The sequence below is a fragment of the Schlesneria sp. genome, from assembly GCF_036405755.1.
GTDB classification, from domain to species: Bacteria; Planctomycetota; Planctomycetia; order Planctomycetales; family Planctomycetaceae; genus Schlesneria; species Schlesneria sphaerica.
The window spans coordinates 1-4,107 of sequence record NZ_DASWWZ010000208.1 but is presented as its reverse complement, the minus strand read 5'-3'; the positions used below and the strand labels follow the sequence as shown (position 1 = coordinate 4,107).

3 protein-coding genes are annotated in these 4,107 nt (G+C 53.5%); 1 reads left to right on the top strand and 2 read right to left on the bottom strand.

Annotated elements, in window-relative coordinates:
• Nucleotides 1-78: 78 nt before the first annotated feature.
• Together VGE80_RS07160 and VGE80_RS07155 are read right to left on the bottom strand one after the other, a co-directional pair.
• On the bottom strand, nt 79-507 hold the full coding sequence (locus tag VGE80_RS07160) for a hypothetical protein (protein ID WP_373651517.1): 429 nt from the start codon (nt 505-507) through the stop codon (nt 79-81).
• Nucleotides 508-800: 293 nt separating this feature from the next.
• Nucleotides 801-1,814 carry a DUF1559 family PulG-like putative transporter gene (locus VGE80_RS07155; protein WP_440592163.1) on the bottom strand — a complete coding sequence of 338 codons (1,014 nt, stop codon included), beginning with the start codon at nt 1,812-1,814 and terminating at the stop codon, nt 801-803.
• A gap of 939 nt (nt 1,815-2,753) precedes the next feature.
• On the opposite strand from VGE80_RS07155, the gene gap reads away from it, so the two are divergent.
• Entirely contained in the window at nt 2,754-3,803 is a 1,050-nt protein-coding gene (gap, locus tag VGE80_RS07150; RefSeq protein WP_440592162.1) for a type I glyceraldehyde-3-phosphate dehydrogenase, read from the top strand.
• Nucleotides 3,804-4,107: the final 304 nt, after the last annotated feature.

Below are 4,107 nucleotides of genomic sequence, written 5' to 3'. Positions count from 1 at the left end.
AGCGGCCTGCCACTGGAAATCGGGAGCCGCGCTGATCGGGGGCGAACCTGAGCGAGATTCTGACGGGCTCCGCTTTAATCAGCTCTTCAAGTCCAGCTTGAGCGGCGAGGGGGCAGATGTCCCCACGCTCACTTTGAAGCCTGATGTAGTCGGTGAGTTGTACTTTTTCGGGATCAGGGACTTTGCCTGACCCATCTTCATCGTCTGCGCCATCGCATCTTCCGGCTTCAGATCCGCCGAGACGTTACGTTTCTCGACTTTGGTGACGGCGACACCATACTCACCAGTCATCGCGCCGGGGATCTGATTTCTCGGGTCGAAGTACGTCTTAACAGTAAAACGGCCTTCTGCATCGGTCACGCCTCCTGCAGATCGTAACTTCGGGTCGCTCGGGACCAAGACCACATCGGCTCCTTCCAGCGGCTTGTCATTCAACGTCACGACTCCGGTGACAGCATATGTTTTAGGAAGCTTGCTTCCTCCACAGCCGATGAGCAGCGAAGCCATCAAGAGTACCAACAAAGAAAAAATGCGCACGACGGTCCTTTCTTTTCAGAAGGATGTAACGAAAACCAGATCGACTGCAGGCGAGGTGAGCGAGCGCTTCTCCAAGCCTCCGACTGCATCACAAGGGGCGTGATAAATTTTCTTCTGCCGTACGAAGCGTTAGCGACATTGAGTTGAAAGCGTTTCTGATCAGCTCCTGGCCACTCTGAATTGATGATTCCAGGATAGACGATGCTGCGAGATTTGCCCCGGTGAAATGTACCGCACGCACCAGCATGACATATCGCTGGTGATTAGAAATCGCCGATCACGCCCCCATCTGCCTTGTCTCCGAGGCGGGCGTAGGTCAGCCGGTCGATATTCTGTCCGATAAAGCGAACGGAGCCGTCGCCCAACAGAAACTGGGCGCCACCGACGTGCTTTGACTTGAATCCGAACGTCGCATTCCAGTTGCTTCCATTGTTCGAAAAACAGGGGTTCGACTCGTAGCCCGGTTGTCCTGGGCAGGTGGGAAAGTTGATCGGGGCTGTTGTGGCATACCACAGTGATTCAGGCCAGGCCCATCCCCACGGAGAGTACAAATTACATTCCATGAGAATTTCACCCATGAGAATCGTATTCGAGGTTCCATCAGAGAGCTGACTGAACTTCGCTCCGTACGGAGAAAAGTAGCCCCGTCCGAACGGCCCCGATATTTGCCCACCGTTCCCATAGTCAGAACGAACATTTCCGCGATTGAATGGATCTTCTCCGTCACCGTCGTTGTCGAGTCCCATTCCCGCCGGATAGGTTCCGGCCCAGGTCGCCAGGTTACAACCTGCATTCGACTGAATCTGTTGGGCCCCGATACTCGGAGCATAACTGCAGCGAGCGGCGCCTGTGCTCGGATCTTTATCGCCCCCTCCGGTATCGCTCGGGCAGATATAACTGGTAATGAGGTGGTCACAGACTCGCTTGCCGTTTACAGGTTCAAGAGTCAGGTTGGCCGATAAGAAATTAATTCCATTATATAGCGGTGCCTGATCGATGTAGGGAAGAATGCCGATCAGAACACAGAGATTGTTTCCACGATATCCATCAGTATAGCCCGCATCATACTTATTAATCGGGAGCATATTGAATGTGTCGTGATAGTTGTGCATGGCGAGACCCAGTTGCTTTAGATTGTTCTTGCACTGGGTTCGTCGAGCCGCCTCTCGCGCCTGCTGCACCGCGGGAAGAAGCAGGGCGATCAGCACTGCAATAATCGCAATCACGACTAAGAGTTCAATGAGGGTAAACGCCTTACGTAAGGATCGGAAAGACATACGCAGTCACCTCCAGAAAAAAAGTAAAACGGAGAGCATGACAGACGTTGGCCGTACGAAGAGAATTATCCGGCATCAGGTACTTGATGCAATTGGAATGAGTGCGCGTAACAGCGGCGAAAAATCAATAACCGTGATGGTGCAGATGAACAGTATTGCATTCCACCGAATGGGGACTCTCACACGAAGATTAATAGAATCTTAAATAGCAAAAGCCGGGTAGCAGCTTGCAAGAATCGATGGGCAGATAAACGGGCACGTGGCGTCATGACGGCGTTTAACGGTGGATGGTTTCATCGAAGCCTGGAAATATGACGGGGCTTGCTTTTTTGGACACGTCAGTGAGACGAAGAATCAAATGTCCGTCAGACCTGCGGCGGGGGCGGACAGTCGCCAGGAGGATCTGTTACGCGGGCAGATCCTCTGCCATAAGCGGTTACCTGTCCTGCCTCCAATAAGTTGAATCCGATGCATGTTGGCGAGCCGATCTCGGGCCGGCCCGTCGGAACCAAGATCGTCGAGGCCCGTGTTGGGTGGCAAAACGAGTAGCGGAAGCATCGCGCAATTGGGGGCTCTGCTGACCGAGCTACTGCTCAGATCACGACGGTGAAACAAGAGTCAACGATCTCACCCTTTTGCGGACGCATGCAGGGTGAGATCAGATTGACAGTTGCCGATCCATATTCTGAAGAGGCGAGCCGAATCTCGTACACCTCAATAAATCGGTCGATTTTACTCTGTTTCCTTGTTTCGAGGGGGCTACATCTTTTTCGCTCTGCATGAGAAGGGCAACCTTGTTCGGCTGAGGGGGGAGAACTAGAATTGTCGATCTTGGTCTGGCGAAGGTTTGTGGCGGGTCATCTCTTTGAAAATGGACTCGCTGTCCGTTAGGACACGCTTCAGCCAGGCAATTCAGGCAAACATCTCAGGAGAAGTATTGTGACGGTGAAGGTCGCGATTAATGGATTTGGCCGTATCGGACGTTTGGTCTTCCGGGCGATGGTTGAACAAGGCCTTGTCGGCAAAGATCTACAGGTCGTCGCCGTGGGTGACATTGTCCCCGCTGATAACCTTGCCTACTTGTTGAAATATGACACGACGCAAGGTCGTTTTGCTGGTGAAGTCGGTTCGAAGAAGTCGAGCCCGGACAAAGCAGAAGACGACATTCTGATCGTCAACGGACACGACATCCACGTCGTCAGTGCCAAGTCCCCTGCAGAATTGCCATGGAAGCCGTTCGGCGTTGATATCGTGATCGAATCGACCGGTCTGTTCACCGAAGCAGAAAAGGCCAAAGGCCACATCACCGCCGGCGCCAAGAAGGTCATCATCTCGGCTCCTGCCAAGGGTGAAGACCTAACTGTTGTGATGGGCGTCAATTGTGACAAGTACGATCCGAAGTCGCATCACATCATTTCCAATGCGTCCTGTACGACGAACTGTCTTGCACCCGTTGTTCACGTTCTGCTGAAGGAAGGTTTTGGCATCGAGGAAGGTCTGATGACCACCGTCCATGCCTACACCGCTACGCAGAAGACGGTCGACGGACCCAGCAAGAAGGACTGGAAGGGTGGCCGTGCCGCCGCTCAGAACATCATCCCCAGCACCACCGGCGCTGCCAAAGCCGTGGCATTGGTCTGCCCCGAAGTCAAAGGCAAGCTGACCGGTATGGCGCTTCGCGTCCCCGTGCCAACGGTTTCGGTTGTTGACTTGACTGTAAAAACCGTTAAGGAAACAAGTTACGCAGAAATCTCTGCCGCCATGAAGAAGGCCAGCGAGACCTATCTGAAGGGTGTGCTCGAATACACCGAAGACGAAGTGGTCAGCAGCGACTTCATTCACAGCAAGTCGTCATCGGTCTTCGACAAAGGTAGCGGTATCGAGCTCAATAACCGCTTCTTCAAGCTGGTCAGCTGGTACGACAACGAGTGGGGTTACAGCAACCGCGTTGGCGATCTGGTGAAGCTGGTCATCTCGAAGGGTCTATAGTCGATTGAGTCGGTCGCGATCTGGACAGCCCTTTCGCGGTCGGATTCAAGAAACTTGAGAAACAGTGCACGCGTGCCGCATTTCAAGTCCGAAAGGTCCATGGAATACGGTTCCGGCACTGAATGAATATGTCATCCCGAATGGCTCTGAGCCATTCGGGATGTTTTCTGTGCGCCTGGCATGTTGTGTTTCTCGGAGATGCAAGTTCTCTACGGGCCGTGATGACCGGAACCGTGAGCTGTAGGACAGGGTGCCCGCCGCGAGGCGGGATCTGAAGGGAGCCGAAAGCGAAACTTGGACTCGA

Excerpts from the sequence above, each read along its gene's own strand:
- VGE80_RS07160 (WP_373651517.1), bottom strand. The coding sequence starts at position 507 with ATGGCTTCGCTGCTCATCGGCTGTGGAGGAAGCAAGCTTCCTAAAACA.
- VGE80_RS07155 (WP_440592163.1), bottom strand. The coding sequence starts at position 1,814 with ATGTCTTTCCGATCCTTACGTAAGGCGTTTACCCTCATTGAACTCTTA.